The sequence below is a fragment of the Cupriavidus sp. 05L310 genome, from assembly GCF_056398185.1.
On sequence record NZ_JBFTOX010000102.1, the window covers coordinates 1 to 20,478 of the forward strand.

Sequence of the window (20,478 nt, forward strand, 5' to 3'; positions counted from 1 at the left end):
TGGAGGTGCAGCACCGTGGCACCGGCGTTGTAGCAGTCAACGGCCTTTTGCACCTGTTCCTCCATCGTCACCGGAATGTCTTCGGGGAAATCCGCCGGCATCCACTCGGGGCCGTAAGGCGCCACGGTGATGACCACTTTGTCCTGGTTCTCGGGGTGCAGGGAATCGTCGAGGAATTGCATGTTTAGTCCTTGTCGGGTTGGGGCAGAGTCAATTGCGTCAGCAGCTCTGCAAAGCTGGCGTCGGAGCGTATCCCGACGTGGTGAGTCACTGCGGGGGTCAGTGCCAAATGCACATCGTTCCAATCGCCCTCGGTCAAGTGGCGGCGCGCCGCCGGGAGCACAACGCCTTCTTCGCGGCCCATGTATTCCCATACCTGGCGGGCATACTGCTCGACGGCCTGGGCTAGCGCCGCAAAGGCGGGGGCGCTGCCGTCGGCTTGCTCCACTTGCGTGGCAAGCTCATCCAGCAGGCTCTGTTGACGCAAGTGCTGGCGGGACAACTCGTCCAGTTCCGCGCGCATGGCCTCGCTGCGCCGGCCCAGGCGGCGGAATAACGTGACCTCCTTGCGCTGCAGCAGCGGATGGACTACCAAGCGAACGTACTCGATCGCCGCCAGCAGCGGAGCCGAGGCCATTGACGCGCCCGGCGGGGGCGGCGTTTCGAGGAGGTTCAGCCAGGCATGCAGCAGCGCGGTCAGGCGCTTGTACTCGCTGTGCAGCAGATCGATAGCCGGAATGGGCGCGGGTACGCAGTTGGCGCCGATTGACAGCACCGGAATGCGGGCATGCACCAGCATGTGGCGGGCAGCGGAGGACAGCTCCGCGAGTTGCCCCGTGCCATGGGCGAGGACAATCGCGTCGCAGCCCGCCTGGTCCGCCGCGGCCAGTAACGCGCGCGCCGGCTGCTCGGCAACGATGCTGGCCACCGTGCTTGTCAAGCCTTGCGCACGCGCTGCCGCATCGGCACGGACGAGTGCCTCGCGGGCCTGCGACGGGCCGCGCGCGCCTGCCGCCTGCGCGTACCGGAAGCTGATGCGCGCGCCGTGGCTGCGAGCCAGTGCGATGGCTTGCGCCGTTGCATTGGCGCCGTGATCGCTAGGATCGACAGGAACAAACAGATGGCGGAACATGTTTTGAGGCCGGTTTCGGGTCAGAGCGAGATGGATGCATTGGCGGGCGCTTGTGCCTGCCGGCGCATGGCATGCATAGCCGTGGATAACCTTGTGATCGCTGCAGGCCCGGGATTGGCGCCTGGCGTCGTCGCGATTGCGTGGTTGGTTGCCGGCATTGCATCACTTTCGTGGTTGTATTGCATGGATTGGATGTTAGGAGCGTGCGGGTGGGAGGCTCCCCCCAGCGGCGGGGGGGAACGGCACAGGGATATCCCTGGGAGCGGCCTTCAACGCGCCTGGCCTGTCTATAATCGCCGGCACTGGCGATCCGCCCAATCCCATCCGGCTCTTCTGCCCATCCACGCGAACGGCATAGCCTGCCGGGCTTATTCGATGACAAATTCCACCAGTGGCACTGGCGTCACAGCATCGGCATTCCCGCTCAAGACCAGTCCACCGCGCGGACCGCGCCACCTCCTTGCGCGCCGACGCCTGCGCTCGGACTGCGAGCACTTTGTCGACAGGCCCGTGACGATCGCGCAAGCGCCTGCCGGCTTCGGCAAGACATCCCTGCTGATCCAGTGGCACCGCGAGTACATCATGCGCGGCAGCGCGGTTGCCTGGCTGTCATTGGACGAGCATGACGATCCGGGGCGCTTGTTGACAGGACTCGCGAGCGCGATTCGCTCAGGCTGCGGGCGGCCAGCATTCGGCAGACGGCTGCCGGACGGGGAAGGATCGTCCCGCGGGCCGCTGGAAGGCTTCACCGCGTGGCTGGCGGAGATTGCGCACGTTGCGCTCGATATCGTCCTGATACTCGATGAAGCCGAGCGGCTGCCGGAATCCAGCCGCGATGCGTTGATCTACCTGCTCAACAACCTGCCACCCAACCTGCGCATCGTGGTGGCGGCCCGGGGCGGGTTCGACACGGTCATCGAGCGGCTGGGCCCCTATGACCAGTGCGTGAGGGTCGATGCCGGGATGCTGCGTTTCCGCCTGGAAGAGACGATCGCACTGATCGGCAGCCACTTCGACGCCAGTGTCGAAGCCGACGCGAGCGCCAGGCTGCATGACGCGACCGAGGGCTGGCCGCTCGGCCTGCAACTCGCGCTGGCCGCAATCACCCATGCGCCCGATCCCGTTGCCGCTATCGATGCCTTCGCCAACAGCACCGGCGGCATGCGCGAGCACTTCGTGACCGCGCTGCTCGCCCGGCTCTCCGATGCGGATACCGGATTCCTGACGCGTATCTCGATTGTGGAGTTGTTGCATGCCGATCTTTGCCGCGCCGTGACGGCGATGGAGGATGCACCGGATCGCCTGGAGCGCCTCATGCGGGAAACGCCCCTGTTCGTCGTCGCCGACCAGAAGGGCGAGCGGTTCCGCATGCACGCCATGGCACGCGATGCGCTGCGCGCGCGGCTGACGGAACTGCCGGCGCAGGAGCTCGAAGGGATGCACGATCGCGCCATGCACTGGCTTGCCGATCATGGCATGACCGAAGCTGCCGCGCGCCACGCGCTTGCCAGCGGCCAGCGCTAGACCGCCTACGGCCTGGCGCAGCGCTGCCTGCATGAGGCGGCGACGCGCGGTCAATTGTCAGCCGTGCTCGAATGGCTCAAATGGCTGCCCGAGTCCGAACTGGACAAGCATCCACGCCTGCGCCTCGCGGTGGCATGGGCGCTGGCGCTGAGCGAGCGTCATCAGCAGGCCGAGGCGCAAGTGCGCAAAATCCTCCACCACGCGACACCGGACGACGCCATGCGCTACGAGATCGATCTGATCCTGAGCGCCGCCGCCTATTACGCGGACGAGCCAGATTGCATGGCCGCCCTGTTCGATCGCTGGGGGGAGGTACCGCCCGTGAGCGATGCGTGGCTGGTGCAGGCGCAGGCCAATCGCCTGGCTGCCCGCGCGTTGATGGCGGGGGAATATGCCAGGGCGCGTCGCTACGAGCAGAACGTACCGCTTGGCGAGTCTGGTCTTGCCTACCGCTATGTCGTCCGCTGGCGCGATTACATCATTGGACTGGCGTACCTGTTCGAGGGCCAGGTCCTGTTGGCGGAGCGCACGCTGCGGCCGGCGCTGGGCCGTGCCGACGAAGAACTGGGCCGGCGCCACCCGTTTTCCTGCATGCTTGCCGCACTGCTGGCCACCGCCATTCATGCACGCGACCAGATTGACGAAGCGGCAGCGCTGCTGGCCAATCGACTCGACATCCTGGAGCGCGGCGGCACGCCAGACACGGTGCTGCTCGCTTACCGCACGGCGGCCCGCATTGCAGCTGCCACGGGTGCTGAACATCGCGCCCTTGACTTGCTTGAGACCATGCATGCGGTTGGCGTTGCCCGCAATCTGTGGCCAGCCTGACCGAGCAGTTGCGGCTGCATAGCGGCCGCTTCCGCTCCGAGACATGCCGGACCCTGCAGTGGCACATCGGCGAGATCGTTGCGGACAATGCCTCGCCCGATTCTCCGATCAAGCAGCGCAGCCTGAACTTGCTCCAGGATCTGGCGCATGCCTATGTCTGCATTGCCGAGCAGGACTGGCGAGCGGCGCAGCAACAGCTGGCGCGGGCCGAGGCGGGGGCGGAGGCGATGAAACTCGGGAGCATGCGCGTCGAGATCATGGCGCTGCGGGCGCTGGCGCAGGACCGCTGCGGCGAGAAGGGGCTAGCCTTGCTGCGCGAAGCCATGAATCTTCTGCAGGCGTACGGGATGACGCGCGGCCTGCTCGACGTCAATCCCGCGCTGGCGGACTGGGCGCGCAATAGCGAGATGGAATCGTTCGGTGCGCAGCGTCTTGATCCTGCCAGGCAGGCGCGGGAGGCGGTGCCCGTCACTGCCGAGGCCGGCGCAGACAGGCCGCGTGTGGCGCCCAGCATGGTGCTGACACCGAAAGAGCGTAATGTCCTGGCGTTGCTGGCCCGGCATCTCGCCAACAAGGAAATCGCGCTTGCCATGGGCATCGGGCAGGAGACGGTCAAGTGGCACCTGAAGAACCTGTCGGCCCAGCAACTGCGCCCGGCACCCGCAAGCAGATCGTGCGCCGGGCGCAGTTGCTGGGCTTGTTGCGAGACGCATAGCGGGAGTGCCGTCGGTCCCGCCCGGCAGCGTGACGTTACCCAGCTAAGACACAGCCTCCCCCCCGCTGCTGGGGGGAGGCTCTTGTCCGAGACATGTTTGAATCGGCCAGATGCTCAGTCCCCCCGGTCGAAGCCGCAGCCACAGTGCATTCATTCGGCCAGAGCATCACTCCGATGCATTTTTTGTCTCTGAAGGACGACCATGGCCTACTCTCTGACCCGAGCCGACTTGAACGGCATCACTGACGCTGAACTGGCGCGTAGTACCGAGAAGCTCCTGCCGAAATGGGACGAGATCCCTGAGGAGTTCCGGAACGGCAATCTTTACACCCAGGTCGCGGACGCTCGCCTTCATGACTACCCGCTGCCGGGCGTCTCCATCTCCTTCCTGCCCGGCTTTGAAAACGAAGGCGCCGGCGAGGCGCTGGACCGCTGCGTCACCGCGCACCTGAATGCCTTTGCCGTCAAGCACGAACACAAGATGGCCGCCGTGGGCTACATGATTTCCAAGATCTGCAAGGTGACCGTCGTTTAACCGCCAGCAAGACGCCACCGGCCCCGCCTCGGCCTGCGCCGCGAGTGGGGCTGAGCGGCAGGCATTGCGGCTGATCGGACGCGACATGCCGCTGCTGGCGTTGCCTGGAGTGAAGCATGCCGCCGTGCTGAACGTCATCGCCAACGTATTGGATGACAAAGGCGTGCCGATGCCGGCCTGGAACCGGCCAGGCCTGCGCGTATTCGCCCGCTACGGCGCGCCAGGCGCCAGGAATCCGAGGCTGCTACTTTGTCAGCACCCAGTTGGCCAGGGTTTTCAGTTCCGCGTCGCTTAGTTGCGGGAACCCGGGCATGGGAACGGCGCCCCACTTCCCGCTGCCGCCGGCCCGAATGCTCTGCATCAGTTGCGTGGCCGCATCCGGCTTGCCGGCGTATTTCGCCGCGACATCATGCAGCGCTGGCCCGACCACCTTCTTGTCGACAGCGTGGCAAGCGGTGCAGTTGTTCGCACTTAGCAGGCTCCTGGCATCCTGCGGCGCTGCGGATGTCTGCGCGGCAGGGTGCGCGCCAACGGCTCCCTGGCTGTCCTTGCCCCGTTCGGCGCCGTAGGTCTTGACCAGATAGTCGACCATGGCCGGCATGTCTTCGTCCTTCAGCGGTGCGCCAAAGGGCTTCTTCATCTTCTTTACCGTGGCTTCCCAGTAGGTGCGCGTCGATGACGGCGGCTGGCTCTGCACGTATTGCGCGGAGTGGCAGGTCATACAGTTCTGCTGTACCAGGCGGTACCCTGGGAGCTCGCTGGCCCGATAGCCGGCGGTTTCCGCAGGGAGCGTGACTTCCAGTGCAAAGGCAGCGGGAATGCCGCTCAACACCGCCAACGTGGCGATAAGGCCGGCGCGCACCAGCTTATGCGGATTCTTCATGGTGTCCCTCATACGGCGCTGACGCGGGTGGTTTCCACCACGTTGCGCATATAGCCAGCCGGATTCCAGAGTGCATTGAGCGGCTGGCTTTGGCCAATTCGATTGGTGGCGCGTACGCGCAGCTCGAAGCTTCCCTTGCGCGGCGGGCGGAAGGCCACGCTCCATTCCCGGAAGGAGTAGCGGCCAAGATCCTTGCCCAGACGCGCCGCGCTCCAGGTCTGCCCGCCATCGGCGGAGAAGGCTACGTCGGAAACACCGTACCCACCGTCGAATGCGATGCCGCGCACGACTGTCTCATGGCCGGCCGAGATCTTGCTGCCGGTCTGCAGGCTGGTGATGAAGGAGCGAACATTGAAGCGGCCAATCGGCGTTGTGCGCGCGGGCGCCTTGCCCGGTTCGACGCATGCGCAGCCGTTGTCGGGAATGCGATACGCCGCGCTCATCCAGAAGCCATCGAAGACGCCGTCAAGCACCTGGATATTCGAAAGGTGCTTCACCCAGTAGGTGCCATAGTGACCCGGTACCACCAGGCGGAGCGGATAGCCATTGAGCAAGGGCAAGTCCGCCCCGTTCATGCCCCATGCCAGCATCACCTCGCCATCCAGCGCGTGATCGATATGCAGTGCTTTCAGGAAGTCCGGACTGCCATCCAGCGGCGGACGGTCCAGTCCGTCAAAGCTGACCTGCACGGCACCCGGCTGCACGCCAGCCTTTTCCAGTACTTTTTTCAGCGGAATCCCCATCCATCTGGCATTGCCCATGGCACCGTTTGCCAGCTGCCCGCCATTGACGCGCGGCTCTAGAAAGCCGCGGCTATTCCCGGAGCACTGGTTGACCGCCACCAGTTCAACGGGGTCGGTCATGCGTTTCAGGTCCGCCAGCGACAATGCCAGCGGATTCGCAACCTTGCCGCCCACTTGCAGCCGGTAGCTGTCGGGATCGATGGACGTGGGAATGCCGCTCCAGTGGTATCGCACGAAGAATGCTTCGTTCGGCGTGAGGACGCCTTCGTTGAATACGCTGAATGGTGTCTCGAGCTGCGGGGGGCGGCTGGTAAGGAGGATCAGCGGGCGTTTTTGGGGGAATGCCACCAGTTCGCGCGTGCCGTTGTCGAACGGCAAGTCCACGGTGCCTGCATTCGCGGTCGCCATTGCATCGAACGCCATGCCGCCCAGCGCCGCATGCGCACCGAGTGCGGCCGCACCGCGCAGGAAGGTGCGCCGCGTGGGCAGCACTTGCTCAGGATTCTTACGGTTCTCCACTATTTCTCCTCTTCGGTTGGTCTTCTTCTCGCTTCTTATCCGCCGTCGCTCAGGCCGTGAACCAGCACAGGGCGGCGCCACCTGCAATCAGGAACACGAACAAGATGCCCGCCAGGATCATGGGTGCGCGTCCGGTCCGGACCAGGTCAATCAAACGCGTTTGCAGGCCGATCGCAAGCATGGCGGTGGCAAGCAGCCAGTTGTCCAGTGCGATCAGCCCGGGCTTCCAGGCAGGCGGGACCATGCCGGCGGAGTTGATGGCCATCACGGCAACAAAACCAAGGGCAAACCACGGCACCGAGCGCAGGAGACCGGACCAGCCGGCACCGCCCGTATCGAGACCTTGCTTGCGGTCGCTTGCGCGGGTCCACAGCGCCATGATCAGCAGCAGGGGGCCGAGCGCCAGCACGCGCACCATCTTGGCAACGACGGCGGCATCGGCGGTCGCGTCGCTGACCATCTTGCCGGAGGCAATGACCTGCGCTACCTCATGCAAGGTCGCGCCGGTGAAGATGCCGAATGTGCGTTCGCTGACCGCGAAGTGCATGTGGCCCACGGCGAGGTCGAACAGGTAAGGGTAGAGCACCATGCCCACAGTCCCGAACAGCACGACCGTAGCCACGGCAACGGCAGTCTGGCGATTGTCGGTCTTGACCACTGAAGCCATGGCAATCGCGGCGGCAGCCCCGCAAACAGCGCTCCCCGCGCTGACCACAAGCGCTTCGCGCCGTTCGAGGCCCAGCAGCCTGACGCCGATCCAGGTACCCAGCAGCAAGGTCGAGACCAGCATGGCCAGGGGAATCAGGACACCCGCGAGGCCCAGCGCAACGATCGCGTCGAAGGTCAGGCGCAGGCCATACAGCCCCACACCCAGGCGCAGCATGTGATGCCGCGCGACCTGCATGCCCGGCGCCAGCGGCGTGAGCCAGTCGCGCGGCAACGTGTTCCCGGCGAACATGCCTGCGAACATGGCGAGTGTCAGGGCGCTCAGGCCCATCTTGGCGATGGCCGGATGCTCTGAAAGCTGAAGCGCCAGCCAGGCGGTAAATCCCAGAGGCAGAAGCGTAAGCAGGCGATTCCGCCAGTTCAGGGCGGCGGAGACGGGGGGGCTGCTGGCTTGTGCGATGGAAGACATGGGGGAGCTTTTCTATGTTGATATGCGAGCGTAGAGCGCCTGGCTAAATCGGAAAAACGCGAAATTTGGATATCCCTTACCGGTTTTGTCGATAGGGGGTCAAAACGCGCTTCCTGCCGATGCGCCGCAGCGCCGGTTTCCGCATCGGCGCATCTCGTCGCCTGACTGGAGCCGCGGCTGGAATGGGCAGGGCGCGTTCCGGCGACAGTGAGCAATGGCGAAAAAAAAAGCTCGCATCTGGAATCCCGGATGCGAGCCCGAATGCCAAGAACCCGATGCCCAGTCTAGTCCTCGCAATGTAGGTGATTGCCCCCTGTCGCGGGGGGGGGCAGCGACGCGATCGCCGGGCTCCCGTGTAACAAATCGCGCATTCGCACACGGCACCGTTCTCCCGCACCGCGTCGGCTTTGAGCGGCTTCAGCCTCGAACCGAGCGCAACATCGCTTCGAAAATCGTGTCCGGCGGATGGGCGCCGGAAAGCGCTTGTGTGCCGTTGAAGACAAAGCAGGGGACGCCGCTGATGGCATAACCGGCAGGCGGTAGTTGACGTACCAACCCGCCATGCCGGCCGGGGGACGCTCCGAGATGCTCGGCCAGCCCTTGTCGGTCCAGTCCGCTATCCAGTCCCAAGCGTTCCAGGACGGAGAAGTCGCCGATATCCTCTCCGTCCATGAAATAGGCGCAAAACAGGCGTTCTATCAATGCCGCCACTTGCACTTCGTCGCCATGCCCCGCGGCATGGGCGACCAGATCATGTGCGGCCGCCGTGTTAGGCAGGAGGGCGATCCGCTCGAAGTTGAAATCGACGCCAGCGGCGCTGCCGGCTTGCCGCACCTGGGCACGACGCCTGGCGATCGCGTCAAGACTGCCAAGGCGTGCAAGGTAGAAGGCTTGGTAGTCGAAGCCGCCAACCGGTGTGTCCGGCAACAATTGATGCGAGCGCCACAGCAGCTTCAGACTCACGTCAGGCCGTGCTTCGGCCAGACGGCTCGCGGCAACCTGCAGGTTGCGCTTGCCAATCAGGCACCAGGGACAGACAAAGTCGAAGAAGACTTCGATCGTCAATGTGTGACCCATGCCATCGGGCTCGGTTTTCGCGGGCGCGGCGCTTAGGTTCATATCGATAACGTCTGGCATCTGTTATTCGGGCTTGAAGTCTATCGCCTTCAGCAGCGCACCCTGGCGCTCGTGGGCAGCGTGAAGCGAGGCGCTTAGCTCAGCCTGGCTCTTGGGGAGCCCTGCATCCAGGCCCAGTTCGGCAATGCGATCCCGCACGGCGGGCGTTTCGAGTACCTTGCGGGTTGCGGCGCGCAGGCGTTCCTGAATCGCTTCCGGCACGTCCGGTGTTGCCCAGAGTCCTATCCACGCTACCTGATTGAGCCCCGGATATCCGAGTTCCGTGAATGTGGGTACTTGCGGCAGCACGGCGAGACGCTTCGGCGAACTGACGGCGAACGCATGGAGCTTGCCGGCCTTGATCAGCGGTAGCGACGTTGCGGTGCCGTCGAACATCAGCGGGACATGCCCCCCCATGACGTCCTGTAGCGCTGGCGGAGAGCCTTTGTACCCGACATGGCTCATGTCGATACCGGCAAGCCGATTCAGTTGCAGGCCCATGGTGTGCCCAAGCATGCCGCTGCTGTAGGACGCGTAGTTGACGCTGGCCGGGTGGGCCTTGATGTATCGAATCAGTTCGGGAAGGTCCCTGGCGGGCAACTTCGGGTTGCCGACAAGCACCAGGCCGCCACGCGCCAGTTCCGCCAGTGGCTTGATGTCGTTGAAGGGATCAAAGCGGAGCTTTGATAGAAAAGGGATTTCGGAAGCGATGCCGTCCTGGATGACAAGGAGCGTATAGCCGTCATGCGGTGCCGCCAGAACGTCTTGTACCGCGATCGCGCCGAAACCTCCCGGCTTGGAATCAACGATAAAGCTCTGGCCAAGCTGCTTGCTCAGGCCGTCGGCAAGGCTGCGGGCAAGCATATCGGCAGTGCCTCCCGGGGGCGCGGCGGTGACGATGCGCACGGGCTTCGCAGGCCATGTCTGGGCAACGGCTTGTTGAGAAGCGAAGCAGAGGGCCATTGCCCCGCCAGCCATTAGCGCGCGACCGTTCCTGTTGAACCAACCAATGCATTTCATGTGAGTCTCCTGGTTATTCTTGCGGCATCCGCGATGCGGGCGACGCGCCACGCTACCGGCGAGCGGTCTCGCCCCGCCGCGAAAGGTTGCTACCCCGCACTTTGGTGAAGTGTTCCTGGGTACCTGTCGCCAGTATTCTGATGCTGGCGAGTGCGGCGTCCCCCCCCAGCAGTGGGGGGGAGCCGCGGCGATTGTCCTGCAGAATTCAGGGCAGCAGGCTTACTTCATGCCACCTTCAGACCCAGGCTCCGGCCGGACAAGCTGAAGTAGGCTGCCAGCCTTTGCGCCGGAACACGCATCAGCCGGCGCAGGTAACGACGATCGCCAGCCTGGCACGTCCCACGCGCGCATCAAACGCGCGGCGGGCGCCGTACTCAGCGAACCATGGGGCGCTGTGCAAACGCACGGTTCGCACGCTGCATGGCCTGGCAAAGATACACACCCACCAAAACTACCAGGAGACCCTCCATGCAAGCTTTTGACCCAGCCTCGAGCCAGATTGCGGCAACCCCGTCGGCCTATGATTACCCGTTGCTTGTCGGACAGTTGCTTCTGAACTCCGTCAGCCTCTATGGCGACCAGGAAATTACCTACTGCGCAGAACAGCGCTTTACCTTCGGGCAGTTCCGCCAGCGCATCGGACGGCTTGCATCCGCGCTTGCCGCGCAAGGCGTGGCGCATGGAGGCACGGTTGCCGTCATGGATTGGGACAGCCACCGGTATCTTGAGAGCTATTTCGCGATCCCGATGATGGGCGCCCGACTATTTACCGTCAACGTGCGCATCTCGCCCAAGCAAATTGCCTACACGCTGAATGACTCCGGCGCCGAAGTGATCCTGGCACACGCCGACTTCCTTCCGCTGCTGGAGGAAATCCGATCCGAATTGCGCCATGTCCGCAAGATCATCACGATTGCCGACGGTCAGTCGCTGCCCGAATTCAGCTTGCCGGTCGCAGGAGAATACGAGGCGCTGCTCAGCCAGGCATCGCCCGACTTTGCATTCCAGGACTTTGACGAGAAGACCACGGCGGCCATCTTCTATACGACCGGCACCACCGGCGATCCGAAGGGCGTGAGCTACAGTCACCGTCAGATCGTCCTGCATACGCTCGCGACAGCGACCACTCTGTGCGCGCCGCGAGAGGGCCAGAGACTGCATCGCGAAGACGTCTACATGCCCATCACACCCATGTTCCATGTGCTGGCGTGGGGCATGCCCTATGTCGCCGTCATGCTCGGTCTCAAGATCGTGCTTCCCGGCAGGTATTTGCCGGAAACCCTGCTACGGCTGCGCAAGACAGAAAGCGTGACGTTCTCCCATTGCGTGCCTACCATTCTGCAGATGCTGTTGCAACAGGCTCGCGAGCAGGAGACGGATCTGCGCGGATGGAAGATGATCATCGGTGGCTCCGCGCTGTCGGCATCGCTCTGCAAGGCCGCGGTCACGGAAGGCATCGACGTCTTCGCCGGCTATGGCATGTCGGAGACTGGGCCGATCGTCGCGCTGTCGCAGTTCCCGCCGGGCGTGGCTCCTGAAGACATCGATGAAAGCGTGCGCCTGCGCTGCATGACCGGCAGGCCGGTTCCCCTGACCGATTTTCGTGTTGTCGATAGCGAGATGCGGGATGTGCCGCGCGACGGCAAGACGCAGGGAGAGATCGTGTTGCGCTCGCCTTACCTGACCCTGGGATACCTTGGCAAGCCCGAGGCCTCGGAGGAACTCTGGGCGGGGGGCTACCTGCATACCCAGGACGTGGCGGTCATGTTGCCGGATGGATACATACAGGTCGTTGACCGTCTCAAGGACGTCATCAAGACAGGTGGTGAGTGGGTGTCTTCCATCGAAGTCGAGCATTTGATCTGCGGGATTCCCGGTGTGCGTGAAAGCGCGGTGATCGGCGCGCCGGACGAAAAATGGGGCGAACGCCCTATGGCCGTCGTGTGCGTCAGCGATGAGGGCCTGACTGTCGAGGATATTCGCCGCCACTTGCAGCATTACGTCGACGAAAAGCGGATCAGCCGATACGCCGTGCCGGATTCGCAGCGAATCGTATTCGTCGCCGAGATCCCGAAGACCAGCGTAGGGAAAATCGATAAGAAGCAACTGCGGAAGAATCTGCTATAGCTGACCAATAGCTGACGAAGTGCGCAGCCGAGTTTTCTTCGATCTGGAAAAACGCTGAAGAAAAAAGGATTATCCCGGGGGAAATAACCATGCTTTACCAGCTCCATGAATTCCAGCGCTCGATGCTCCACCCGCTTACCGCGTGGGCGCAGGCTACAGCCAAGACCTTCACCAATCCCCTGAGTCCGCTTTCCCTGGTGCCAGGCGCCACGCGCCTGGCCGCGGGCTACGAACTGCTCTACCGGCTCGGCAAGGAATACGAGAAGCCGGCCTTCGATATCAGGTCGGTACGCTCCAACGGCAGGGACATCCCGATCGTCGAACAGACCATCATCGAAAAGCCCTTCTGCAAACTGGTGCGCTTCAAGCGCTACGCGGACGACCCCGATACCATCAGGCTGCTCAAGGATGAGCCGGTCGTACTGGTGTGCGCGCCCCTGTCGGGCCACCATTCCACGCTGCTGCGCGACACGGTGAAAACCTTGCTGCGGGATCACAAGGTCTATGTGACCGACTGGATCGATGCCCGCATGGTGCCGGTCGAGGACGGCAGTTTCGGCCTGGTCGACTACATCCATTACATCCAGGAATTCATCCGCCACATCGGCGCGGAACACCTGCATGTGATCTCGGTGTGCCAGCCTACGGTGCCGGTGCTCGCGGCCATCTCCCTGCTGGCCTCGGCCGGCGAGAAGACGCCCAAGACCATGACCATGATGGGCGGTCCGATCGATGCGCGGCGCAGTCCGACCGCGGTGAATTCGCTGGCGACCAACAAGTCGTTCAAGTGGTTCGAAAATAATGTGATTCACACGGTGCCGGCGAATTACCCCGGGCATGGCCGCAAGGTGTATCCGGGCTTTTTGCAGCACGCAGGCTTCGTCGCGATGAACCCGGACCGTCACCTGACTTCGCACTACGACTATTACCTGAACCTGGTCGAAGGCGATGCCGACGACGCGGAAGCCCATGTGCGCTTCTACGACGAATACAACGCGGTGCTGGATATCGACGCCGAGTTCTACCTCGACACCATCCGCGAGGTATTCCAGGAATTCCGCCTTGCCAACGGCACCTGGGAAGTCGACGGCAAGCCGGTGCGGCCGCAGGACATCAAGGGCACTCTGCTGTTGACCATCGAAGGCGAACTGGACGACATCTCGGGCGCCGGCCAGACGGCGGCGGCGCACGAGTTGTGCACTGGCATCGCGCGAGAGGGCAAGAAGCACATTACCGCCGCCGGGTGCGGCCACTATGGCATCTTCTCTGGCCGCCGCTGGCGCGAGGACATTTACCCGGAAGTCCGGGCATTCATTCGTAACGCCTAGAGCGTCCGCCCGGCTGGGGGCGCGTCAGTCGTCGGGTGCCGCAACCGTAACCATCCCGCCGGAAACGGTTACCGGGTAGCACTTGACCGCCAGGGCGGCGTTACCCGCCATGTGGCCGGTTGCCAGGTTGAACCGCAAGCCATGCGCTCGGCACTGGACGGTGGTGCCGTCGACTTTGCCCCCCGCCAGCGATGCGCCGGCGTGGGGGCAACTGTCGGCCAGTGCGTGGACATGTCCATTGACATGGAACACCGCGACTTCATGCGTGCCAATGCGGAGCAGCCGGCAGCGGCCGTCCGGGATGTCGGTCAAGGCAAGGGTGACTTCGGTCATCTCACGTCCTGTGAAATAGTTCTTAGTGGCGCCGGCGCCGGCAGAAGCGGCTACAGCAATGGCGCCGCAAGGCGTCTGCGTTTCCGGCTTGCGGCGCGGGTGCGAAGCTGGGAGGACTGCGGGAGGCCTCTCGACGCAGCCTTGATGATAGGCGCCTGCCATGGCGGTAGCCCCCCCACGGCGGGTAGGGGAAGGACAGGAGCCGTTGAGCGAGCGCCGGATCATGTTCTTTCTTTGGACGCCCGGCTGTCGACCGTCTATCGACATGCGGAAAGCTTCGTTCCGTCCCGGTTGCCTTGCTGTGGACAATGAAAGGTCGCGCGCGCGTCGGCTCTTGCGGCGCGGCGCCGCTTCCTCTCATCCAACCACCGTCCACCACATGCCAATCCTCCTGCACCGTCTCCTTGCCACGGGCCTGCTGCTCGGCGCGGCCTTGCCCGCGCTGGCCGACACCGCCATCCTCAACGCCGGCTATGACGTCACCCGCGAGCTGTACCGCGAGATAAACCCTGGTTTTGTCGCCAACTGGAAGCAGGCGAGCGGCGAGACGCTCGTCGTCAACCAGTCGCACGGCGGCTCCAGCAAGCAGGCGCGTTCGGTGGCCGATGGCCTGGAGGCCGACGTGGTGACGATGAACCAGGAGACCGATATCGACATCCTGGTGCAACGCGGCGTGGTGGCGCAGGACTGGAAGAAGCGCTTGCCCGACAATGCCGCGCCGTACTACTCCACCATCGTGTTCCTGGTACGCAAGGGCAATCCCAAGCGCATCCTGGACTGGGAGGACCTGGGCCGCTCGGGCGTGCAGGTGATCGTGCCCAATCCCAAGACCTCGGGCAACGGGCGCTACACCTATCTGGCGGCGTGGGGCGCGGCCATCCGCAAGGGCGGCAGCGAGGCGCAGGCGCGCGACGCGGTGAGCCGGCTGTTCCGCAATGTGCCGGTGCTCGATACGGGCGGCCGGGGCGCGACCACCAGTTTTACGCAGCGCCAGCTTGGCGATGTGCTGGCCACCTTCGAGAGCGAGGTGCACCAGATCCGCAAGGAACTGGGGGACAATTTCGAGGTGGTGTATCCGAGCCAGTCGATCATCGCGGAGGCGCCGGTGGCCGTGGTCGACAAGGTGGTGGACAAGCGCGGCACGCGCAAGGTGGCGACGGCTTACCTGCAATACCTGTGGTCCGATGCCGGCCAGGACGTGATCGCCCGCCAGTTCTACCGGCCGCGTTCGGCGGCCGTGCTAAAAACCCACGCGGCGCTGTTCCGGCCGATCCAGCTGTTCTCCGTGAGCGATGTGTTCGGTAGCTGGGCCCAGGCCCAGAGCCGGCATTTCGCCGATGGCGGCGAATTCGACAAGATCTACCAGAGCCGTCTGTAAGGCCGATGCGCGCGCCGGATGCGCTCCGCCGCGCGCCTTGCGGCTATCGGTTCGCGTTCAGGCCATTCAGGTGCCTGACCAGCTTGCCCAGCGTGGTGGCCTGGATCAGCAGGCTGAACACCACCACCAGGTAGGTCACGCCGATCAGCATCTCACGGCCCGGGAACTCCGGCAGCGATAGCGCCAGCGCGATCGAGATGCCGCCGCGCAGGCCGCCCCAGGTCATGATGGTGGCCGAGTGCGGATTGAGCCGGCGGAAGTTCTGCAGCGCCAGCAGCGGGATGGCCACGCTGATGCCGCGCGCCAGCAGCACCACGGGAATCGCCGCGAGCCCCAGCCAGACGATATGCAGCTGCAGGGACAGGGCGATGATCTCCAGCCCGATCAGGCCGAACAACACCAGGTTGAGCAACTCGTCGAGCAGGCCCCAGAAGTTGAACAAATGCTCGCGCGTCTTTTCCGACATCGACTTGGTGGCGCTGTGATTACCGATCACCAGGCCCATGATGACCACCGACAGCGGCGCCGACACGTGTACCACTTCGGCCAGGCTGTAGCCGCCGGTGGCCAGCGCCAGCGTGATCAGGATCTCGACGGGATAGCTGTCGATACCCCGCAGCAGCAGCGACGCCACGTAGCCGACCACGATGCCCAGCGCCACGGCGCCAAGCACTTCGCGCACCAGCGCCACCGCCACATGGGAGGGAGAGAAATCGGTGGCGCCGGTGGCCAGGCCCACCAGCGTCAGGAACGCCACCACCGCGGTGCCGTCGTTGAACAGGGACTCGCCGGCAATCTTGGTTTCCAGGCTTTCCGGCGCGCCCGCGCTCTTGAGCACGCTCAGCACGGCGATCGGGTCGGTGGGAGAAATCAGGGCGCCGAATACCAGGCACCACAGCAGGCTGATCGGGTGGCCGAGCCATTGCGCCACATAGTAGAAGCCGGCACCGACCGCGGCGGTGGAGATCACCACGCCCACGGTGGCCAGCATGATCACGGCCCGGCGCTGACGGCGCATGCGTGAGAGGTCGACGTGGAGGGCGCCGGCAAACAGCAGCAGGCTGAGCAGGCCATGGAACACAACATCGGAGAAATCGATCTGGGCCACCAGCTTGCGGGCCTGCGCGACCATTTCAGGATGGTTGAAGCCGAGGATGGAGACGCTCAGGCAGGCCACCAGGCCGACGGCAGTGATGCCCAATGTATCGGGCAGCTTGATAAAGCGGTGGTTGATGACGCCAAAAATGGCGATGAGGGTGAAAAGGGCGCCGGTCCCTTGGAACACAGTCATGCGAGGGGGGTCTCCTGCCTTACAGGCATTGCGAGGTGGATGAGGCCGCGTTCGGATCGTGCCTGGACGCGGCGAAGTGTATTTTATGCCACGTGCAAGCTGCCAGTATTTGGGATATTTCTTCAAATGCGGTTGGAAGGTTGGAAAGGAGGGAAGGGACGCTTCTTTCTGGGCAGCTTTGCGGCCCACCACGGCGTATGTCCTCTCCGAATGAAAAGAGGGTTCAGCCGTAGCGGAGCCCTCTCTTTCCAAATCTCCCCCTGTGGGGAGAGAGTGAAGTGGACGCCGTCGTCATTGCAGACGGCTTTGGCACATGCCGCCTCCTGTCCGGCGCTTCAGGCTACGGCCCTGGCGTCGCCATGGGCCCTGGCCAGCCGGAACTGGCTCACCGCATCGGCAAGCTTGTTGGCTTGCTCATGCAGGAAGCCGGCAGCGGCCGACGCTTGCTCGACCAGCGCCGCATTCTGTTGCGTCGTGTTGTCGAGCTGGCCCACGGCCTGGTTGACCTGCATGATGCCGACGCTTTGCTCGCTGCCGGCGGCCGAGATTTCCCGAAGCACCTGCTCGACCTGCTTCACGCTGGCGACGATGCTGTTCATGGTTTCCCCTGCTTCCTGCACAAGGTCCGCGCCCGAATCCACCTTCGCCACCGACTTGCTGATCAAGGCCTTGATTTCCTTGGCGGCCTGCGCGCTGCGTTGCGCAAGGGTGCGGACTTCGCCGGCCACCACGGCGAACCCGCGGCCTTGTTCACCGGCGCGGGCGGCTTCCACGGCGGCGTTCAGCGCCAGGATATTGGTCTGGAATGCGATGCCGTCGATGACACCGATGATGTCGTGGATCTTGGCCGATGCCGTGGAAATCTCCTGCATCGTGGTCACCACCCGCGCAACGGCTTCGCCCCCCCGGTTGGCGACCTGCGAGGCCGAGGCGGCCAGCTCGCCGGCGCGCACGGCGGCTTCGGCCGAGTTCTGCACGGTGCCGGTAAGCTGGTCCATGGACGCGGCCGTCTGTTCCAGGCTGGCGGCGGCCTGCTCGGTGCGCGATGAAAGATCGATATTGCCCTGGGAGATTTCCGCGGCCGCGGTCCGCACGGATTCGCTGCTGTCGCGGATATCGATCAGGACGGTCGACAGCTTGTCGGCAAACTGATTGAACGAGCGGGCGATCTGGGCGACTTCGTCTTCTCCGTCAGCGGGCAGCCGCTTGGTCAGGTCGCCGTGCCCGGAGCCGATCTCATCCATCGCTTCGCGCACCTGGGACAGCCGCCGGAACGCCGAGGCAGTCATCACGGAGCCCACACCGGCCGCGAGACACGCCACGACCACCAGCGTCATGAACATGGCCCGCAGCACACTACGCAGACCGGCCAGGGCCTCTCCCTCATCCATGGCGACAACCAGTTCCCAGTCCGAATTCTTCACCGGCTCCGCATGGAGCAGCTTGGCGGCGCCGGCAATCTTCACCGCGAGTGGCTTCTCGGGATCGGCCAGGCTGCCGAGCGCGTTCGTTGTCAACTCGGCGGACAGGTCGGTGGCCGGCTTGAGGTTGAGCTTCGCATCGGGATGCGCAACGATGCGGCCGTTGTTGTCAGCCAGGAAGGCGAAGCTGGCAGGGGTGGGGTGGATGCCCGTCACGATGGAAGTGACGGCATCCAGGTTCACGTCGGCGGCCACGACGGCCTTCAGCTCGCCATTGGCCAACACCGGCAGGGCCAGCGTCACCACGAGTTTCTTCGAGGCAATGTCCTCATAGGGTTGCGTGATCACCAGCTTGCCGGTCTTGACGGCAGCCTGGTACCACGGGCGGCCCGTGGGGTCGTAACCGGCGGGGATGCCAAGGTCGCGGGAGAATACGGCGCGCTTGTCGGGAAAGCCGGCGTAAGCCACGACAAAGCCGCCGGATTTCTCCAGTTGCGTGACCGCGGACATGGGGGCGCTGGCGAGGCTCTCAGGGGAAACTGCTTCCACCATGGCGGCTCTCGCGGTCAGCCATTCGGTGATGGCCTGGGCGTTGCCTTGGGTGATTGTGGCGAGGTTTTGCCCCAGGGCGCGTTCGTCGCTGTGCTTCGTGACAACGTAGGTGATGGCGGTGGATGCGGACAGGGCGGTGACAACAATGGCGACACAGGTCGCCGTAATGCGTGTACGTAGCGAGAGAAGCATGCGCGATGGGTAGGGGGCGGTTGTGGAAAAAGGCCTCCGACAATTTTGTTGTCGGCCAGCATGCCCCGGCTAACGGAAGGCTGTTGGAGAACTGTAGGGCTGGAGCGGAAATGAGAAGACATTTCGCTGCGCGGGGGAATCCTGGGGGCAGGCGCGTGATGAATTCGTCGCTATTGCGCGTTGAAAACGCTCTCGCTGCCTGTCTGGTGTCCCGGACATTCAGGCGCTGGAAAGCCCTGTGCTTTCTTGCCAGCTACGCCCTGGCCGCCCGCTTCCGATAGGAAACGACGCACAGGAATCCAGACTTCGGACCACGCCGGCGCGGTGTCGGCTGCATGGACGGCATCGGGGAGGAGCCAGCCGTCCGGAGGCGGCGTGGACTGATGCCCATGTGAGTGGCGCCGCGGCCGGGCCGCGGGCCTTCTTGCGCTGACGCCGCTCAGCGCGGCGTGAAGGTGGGCATGGGCGGCCCATCCTCCGTCGGCGTGAACACGAGTTTCACTTCCTGCCCGATACGCACGGTATCCAGGTCGCAATCCACGATGTTGGTCATCATGGTCACGCCCTCTTCCAGCGCCACATAGGCAATGCAGAAGGGCGTGGGACCCGCACGGCGCGTGACGCTGAACGAGTAGACGGTGCCGCGGCCCGAGGCCTGCTTCCATTCGGTCTCGCCCATGCAGAACGGGCACAGCGTGCGCGGGTACCAGTGCGGCTTGCCGCAGGACTTGCAGTGCTTGACCAGCAGGCGGCCCTCACGCGCGGCTTCCCAGAACTCGGTATTGTCCGGCGCGACTTGCGGCGACTTGAGGGGAGTGGCTGTGTAAGGTGTGCTCATCTTGTTACTCCCGTTCCATGATCAAGGTGGCGCTGCCATGGCGCGAGCCGAGATAGCCGCCGGTGCCCTGGGCCAGCGCCAGGTCGCAGTTCCTGACCTGTACGGCTGGGTGCGCTTCGCCGCGCAACTGGCGCACGGCCTCGATCACCTTGGTGATGCCGCCGCGGTTGGCGGGATGGTTGTTGCACAGGCCGCCGCCGTCGGTATTGAAGGGCAGCTTGCCCACGCCGGAAATCAGGTTGCCGTCGGCCACGAAGCTTGCGGAGTGGATCGGAGATCATTGGCGAGTTCAGCACGYCGTCAACGGTCACCACATCGCGCAACATGGCGTTGGGATTGTGCTGGGCATGATGCGACGCTGCGACCTTGATCCACGCCAGCTGCTCGCTGGTGGTGCCGTACTGGTACATGTGGCGCATCGCCACCATCGCGTACAGATTCACCGTCACCGGGTTGAACGGCGCCTCGAACGGCTGGTCGGGCAGGTTGGCGCCCCAGTTGCGCGCTTGCGTGCCGCTCGACCCTTCCGAGCGCGGCCGCCCCGCCAGCGTGATCAGCGCCACATTGCACTTGCCGGCGGCGATGGCCTGCGCGGCGTGCGACACGTGGACGAGGTACGCCGAGCCGCCGGTGTCGGTGGAATCGACGTGGCGCACCTTCAGGCCGAGGTAGTCGACCATGTTGAGCGCGCCGAGGCCGGGCGCGTCGCCCGCGCAGAAATAGCCATCCACGTCCTGCAGGCTGAGTCCTGCGTCCTCCAGCGCGCCCTTGGCGCACTCGGCGTGCAGTTGCGCGACGGTCTTGTCCGGTGCCTTGCGGGTCGGGTGCTCGTAGGCCCCGACGATATATGCCTTGCCTTTGATGCTCA

Annotated in this window: 15 protein-coding genes and 2 pseudogenes; 5 read left to right on the top strand and 12 right to left on the bottom strand. The window is 64.3% G+C overall.

Going from position 1 to position 20,478, the window contains the following annotated elements; translation table 11 throughout:
• On the bottom strand, positions 1 to 182 hold a 182-nt coding region (locus tag AC1DS6_RS40715; RefSeq protein ID WP_477102143.1), incomplete at its 3' end, for a 3-keto-5-aminohexanoate cleavage protein.
• A gap of 2 nt (positions 183 to 184) precedes the next feature.
• Positions 185 to 1,132: a universal stress protein gene (locus tag AC1DS6_RS40720; RefSeq protein WP_441637650.1), complete on the bottom strand. Its 948-nt coding sequence runs from the start codon at positions 1,130 to 1,132 to the stop codon at positions 185 to 187.
• Positions 1,133 to 1,507: 375 nt separating this feature from the next.
• Here AC1DS6_RS40720 and AC1DS6_RS40725 point away from each other — a divergent pair.
• A pseudogene (locus tag AC1DS6_RS40725) lies at positions 1,508 to 4,199 on the top strand (winged helix-turn-helix domain-containing protein).
• A gap of 202 nt (positions 4,200 to 4,401) precedes the next feature.
• Positions 4,402 to 4,734, top strand: coding sequence for a hypothetical protein (locus AC1DS6_RS40730; protein WP_477104640.1), 333 nt, complete (start codon positions 4,402 to 4,404; stop codon positions 4,732 to 4,734).
• Between the two features lie 244 nt (positions 4,735 to 4,978).
• Here AC1DS6_RS40730 and sorB read toward each other — a convergent pair whose 3' ends face one another.
• The 5 genes from sorB to AC1DS6_RS40755 form a co-directional block, all read right to left on the bottom strand.
• On the bottom strand, positions 4,979 to 5,617 hold the full coding sequence (gene sorB / locus AC1DS6_RS40735; protein ID WP_477104641.1) for a SorB family sulfite dehydrogenase c-type cytochrome subunit: 639 nt from the start codon (positions 5,615 to 5,617) through the stop codon (positions 4,979 to 4,981).
• 8 nt (positions 5,618 to 5,625) lie between these two features.
• Positions 5,626 to 6,879, bottom strand: coding sequence for a SorA family sulfite dehydrogenase catalytic subunit (gene sorA / locus AC1DS6_RS40740; RefSeq protein ID WP_477104642.1), 1,254 nt, complete (start codon positions 6,877 to 6,879; stop codon positions 5,626 to 5,628).
• 49 nt (positions 6,880 to 6,928) lie between these two features.
• Positions 6,929 to 8,014, bottom strand: a complete 1,086-nt coding sequence (locus AC1DS6_RS40745) for a YeiH family protein (protein WP_441636122.1) — start codon at positions 8,012 to 8,014, stop codon at positions 6,929 to 6,931.
• Between the two features lie 417 nt (positions 8,015 to 8,431).
• Complete coding sequence (locus AC1DS6_RS40750) at positions 8,432 to 9,151, bottom strand: DsbA family oxidoreductase (protein ID WP_477104643.1); 720 nt, start codon at positions 9,149 to 9,151, stop codon at positions 8,432 to 8,434.
• Between the two features lie 3 nt (positions 9,152 to 9,154).
• Positions 9,155 to 10,201: a Bug family tripartite tricarboxylate transporter substrate binding protein gene (locus tag AC1DS6_RS40755; RefSeq protein WP_477104644.1), complete on the bottom strand. Its 1,047-nt coding sequence runs from the start codon at positions 10,199 to 10,201 to the stop codon at positions 9,155 to 9,157.
• 417 nt (positions 10,202 to 10,618) lie between these two features.
• On the opposite strand from AC1DS6_RS40755, the gene AC1DS6_RS40760 reads away from it, so the two are divergent.
• Entirely contained in the window at positions 10,619 to 12,277 is a 1,659-nt protein-coding gene (locus AC1DS6_RS40760) for a fatty acid--CoA ligase (protein ID WP_477104645.1), read from the top strand.
• Between the two features lie 89 nt (positions 12,278 to 12,366).
• Complete coding sequence (locus AC1DS6_RS40765; protein ID WP_441636130.1) at positions 12,367 to 13,605, top strand: polyhydroxyalkanoate depolymerase; 1,239 nt, start codon at positions 12,367 to 12,369, stop codon at positions 13,603 to 13,605.
• Positions 13,606 to 13,629: 24 nt separating this feature from the next.
• Here the strand turns inward: AC1DS6_RS40765 and AC1DS6_RS40770 are convergent, their stop codons facing one another.
• Positions 13,630 to 13,938, bottom strand: a complete 309-nt coding sequence (locus AC1DS6_RS40770; protein ID WP_441636132.1) for a Rieske (2Fe-2S) protein — start codon at positions 13,936 to 13,938, stop codon at positions 13,630 to 13,632.
• Between the two features lie 379 nt (positions 13,939 to 14,317).
• On the opposite strand from AC1DS6_RS40770, the gene AC1DS6_RS40775 reads away from it, so the two are divergent.
• Complete coding sequence (locus tag AC1DS6_RS40775; protein ID WP_477104646.1) at positions 14,318 to 15,316, top strand: sulfate ABC transporter substrate-binding protein; 999 nt, start codon at positions 14,318 to 14,320, stop codon at positions 15,314 to 15,316.
• 43 nt (positions 15,317 to 15,359) lie between these two features.
• Here AC1DS6_RS40775 and AC1DS6_RS40780 read toward each other — a convergent pair whose 3' ends face one another.
• The 4 genes and pseudogenes from AC1DS6_RS40780 to AC1DS6_RS40795 form a co-directional block, all read right to left on the bottom strand.
• Positions 15,360 to 16,607 (bottom strand): cation:proton antiporter, encoded by a 1,248-nt coding sequence (locus AC1DS6_RS40780; RefSeq protein WP_477104647.1) that lies wholly within the window; start codon positions 16,605 to 16,607, stop codon positions 15,360 to 15,362.
• A 335-nt stretch (positions 16,608 to 16,942) separates the two neighbouring features.
• On the bottom strand, positions 16,943 to 18,772 hold the full coding sequence (locus AC1DS6_RS40785) for a methyl-accepting chemotaxis protein (protein ID WP_477104648.1): 1,830 nt from the start codon (positions 18,770 to 18,772) through the stop codon (positions 16,943 to 16,945).
• Positions 18,773 to 19,211: 439 nt separating this feature from the next.
• On the bottom strand, positions 19,212 to 19,610 hold the full coding sequence (locus tag AC1DS6_RS40790; RefSeq protein ID WP_276290242.1) for a Zn-ribbon domain-containing OB-fold protein: 399 nt from the start codon (positions 19,608 to 19,610) through the stop codon (positions 19,212 to 19,214).
• Positions 19,611 to 19,614: 4 nt separating this feature from the next.
• Positions 19,615 to 20,478, bottom strand: a pseudogene (locus AC1DS6_RS40795) (thiolase C-terminal domain-containing protein); the annotation flags it as partial.

Coding starts and splice junctions, on each gene's coding strand:
- AC1DS6_RS40720 (WP_441637650.1), bottom strand. CDS start 1,132: ATGTTCCGCCATCTGTTTGTTCCTGTCGATCCTAGCGATCACGGCGCC.
- AC1DS6_RS40730 (WP_477104640.1), top strand. CDS start 4,402: ATGGCCTACTCTCTGACCCGAGCCGACTTGAACGGCATCACTGACGCT.
- sorB (WP_477104641.1), bottom strand. CDS start 5,617: ATGAAGAATCCGCATAAGCTGGTGCGCGCCGGCCTTATCGCCACGTTG.
- AC1DS6_RS40745 (WP_441636122.1), bottom strand. CDS start 8,014: ATGTCTTCCATCGCACAAGCCAGCAGCCCCCCCGTCTCCGCCGCCCTG.
- AC1DS6_RS40750 (WP_477104643.1), bottom strand. CDS start 9,151: ATGCCAGACGTTATCGATATGAACCTAAGCGCCGCGCCCGCGAAAACC.
- AC1DS6_RS40760 (WP_477104645.1), top strand. CDS start 10,619: ATGCAAGCTTTTGACCCAGCCTCGAGCCAGATTGCGGCAACCCCGTCG.
- AC1DS6_RS40765 (WP_441636130.1), top strand. CDS start 12,367: ATGCTTTACCAGCTCCATGAATTCCAGCGCTCGATGCTCCACCCGCTT.
- AC1DS6_RS40770 (WP_441636132.1), bottom strand. CDS start 13,938: ATGACCGAAGTCACCCTTGCCTTGACCGACATCCCGGACGGCCGCTGC.
- AC1DS6_RS40775 (WP_477104646.1), top strand. CDS start 14,318: ATGCCAATCCTCCTGCACCGTCTCCTTGCCACGGGCCTGCTGCTCGGC.
- AC1DS6_RS40780 (WP_477104647.1), bottom strand. CDS start 16,607: ATGACTGTGTTCCAAGGGACCGGCGCCCTTTTCACCCTCATCGCCATT.
- AC1DS6_RS40785 (WP_477104648.1), bottom strand. CDS start 18,772: ATGCTTCTCTCGCTACGTACACGCATTACGGCGACCTGTGTCGCCATT.
- AC1DS6_RS40790 (WP_276290242.1), bottom strand. CDS start 19,610: ATGAGCACACCTTACACAGCCACTCCCCTCAAGTCGCCGCAAGTCGCG.